Source organism: Mesorhizobium sp. M5C.F.Ca.IN.020.32.2.1 (genome assembly GCF_004023105.1).
Classification (GTDB): domain Bacteria; phylum Pseudomonadota; class Alphaproteobacteria; order Rhizobiales; family Rhizobiaceae; genus Mesorhizobium; species Mesorhizobium wenxiniae.
In genome coordinates, this window is sequence record NZ_RZSX01001098.1 from 1 (window position 1) to 1799 (window position 1799).

2 pseudogenes are annotated in these 1799 nt (G+C 54.4%); both read right to left on the reverse strand.

Features of this window, described 5'->3' with window-relative positions:
- Window positions 1-1477 (reverse strand): annotated as a pseudogene (locus EOA86_RS33245) (OmpA family protein); the annotation flags it as partial.
- Window positions 1478-1484: 7 nt separating this feature from the next.
- Window positions 1485-1799, reverse strand: a pseudogene (locus EOA86_RS33250) (hypothetical protein); the annotation flags it as partial.

The following is a 1799-nucleotide window of genomic DNA, read 5'->3' on the forward strand; positions in this document are numbered from 1 at the left end:
AGTGCTCCGCCGCGCGTGCTTCGGGGCTCACATCACGAACCTTGGAGATGTCGAATACCGGTCCGCCTGCCGAAAGCTGTCGGGCCGCTGCGCGTGCCCGATCTATCCAGGTGTCGGGAGCCTCACCTTCGGCAACGATGCGATCATTGACGATCGAAAGTCGTACTGAATCCGGCGGAGCCAGCGACGCCGTAAGCCGCTTCAACACGAACTCCGGCTCAAGGCTCTGATAGAATTGCCACTGCGAATGAACGCGGGCGGGATCGACCTGCGTTCCGGACAGCAAAGCCTGCGGGTCGGCGGCAAGCGGATCTCTCAGGCCGGCAATATAGAATTGGCCATCGCGCACCTTTTGTTCGGCAACGATGATGCCCGGCTGGGTACTCAGCCGCGACACATAGGCCTGCCAGCGTTGCCCGGATTGCCAGGAAAGAAGGAACCAACCGCCTGCCGGAATCAAAACCAGCAGGACTGCAGCCACCACCAGCCAAGGAAATCCCTGGTTAGAGTCCTCCTGCTTCAGTTCAACGCAGGTCTGCAACAGCGTCTCTACGCCGACCAACTGCGAACTGTCGCCATCAAACTGCTCTAAAGCCTGTGAGCATTCATCATGGATGCGAAGCAACAGATCGCGAAATATTTCATGTAATTCCTCTGGCGGATTTCCCCGGATCACCGCAACCAAGGTCGCAAACGGTCCAACTTCTGACCAGAGACGAAGCTCCCCAAAACGGATAGTGTCCAGGCCGCTCTGTTCTTTCTCGTTAAATGAGTCTTTCACAAAATCTTGAATTGCACTAAGCATCGAAGAAATGAGTTGCGGATCTTCGCTCGTTGCATTATCGGCAGTTACATGCGCTATCAAAAGCCCGGAATTGCGGTTAATCAGAAAGACATGCTCTACGCGATAGACAAGAGAATGCTTAAGAACAACTTCTGAGAAGCTTGCTCCCGTTCTCCAGGCTTCCAATCTCCACTTGAGCCCATGCCAGGTAAATATATGTCTTAAAGTTTCATTCAGCGACTGAAAGGTCTGATCGATCTTTTCCCCGATCGACTTGCGAATTGCCGGCAGAAACACCGGGTATAGTATATCCGTTAGCGTACGCGGGCTCTTCTGGATGGACCGTTGCACGGCCCTCTCGACAGCTGGCGCAAGTGCCTCGCCGAGTTGCGCATGAGGCGCACGTGCGGCTGCACTGGGGAGAACACCCCCCACTGCAGACGCAAGCTGCTCAGGTTCGTCGAGCAGGTGCGTAACTCGTGAAAGCTCCGAAATTTCGCGGCCGACCAGCAACTGGCGCAGCGTTTCCATGCGAGGATCGGCGGTGGGAACTCCGTCGAGACGCGCACGATAGTCCGGATCAACGTTCCGGGCAATTTCGACCAAAAGATTAGCCAGAGCCTCGCGATCAATCTCTGTATCGTTCGAAGCTGCTCTTTGAGGAAGGCTGATTGGGTCGACGGTCGACGTCAAGTTCCGATCAACTCACTTTCCAGCTACGTTCCGAGTTGCTCTTGCTGCCGACGGGATCCTGATTTAGACATTTTGCAACCTCGACAAACAGGCCAGCCAAAAGATTTCGGTCGGTCTTGACGTTGCTGAGATCGGAAAACATCTTTTCCATTAGCATCTGCATGCTTTCATTCTTTTGCTTGATTTCCTCACGCAGCAATTGATCGCTTCGATTTATCCGGTCCGCGACTTCGCGCTCAAGCTCGCGCACGATAGTCCGGATCAACGTTCCGGGCAATTTCGACCAAAAGATTAGCCAGAGCCTCGCGATCAATCTCTGTAT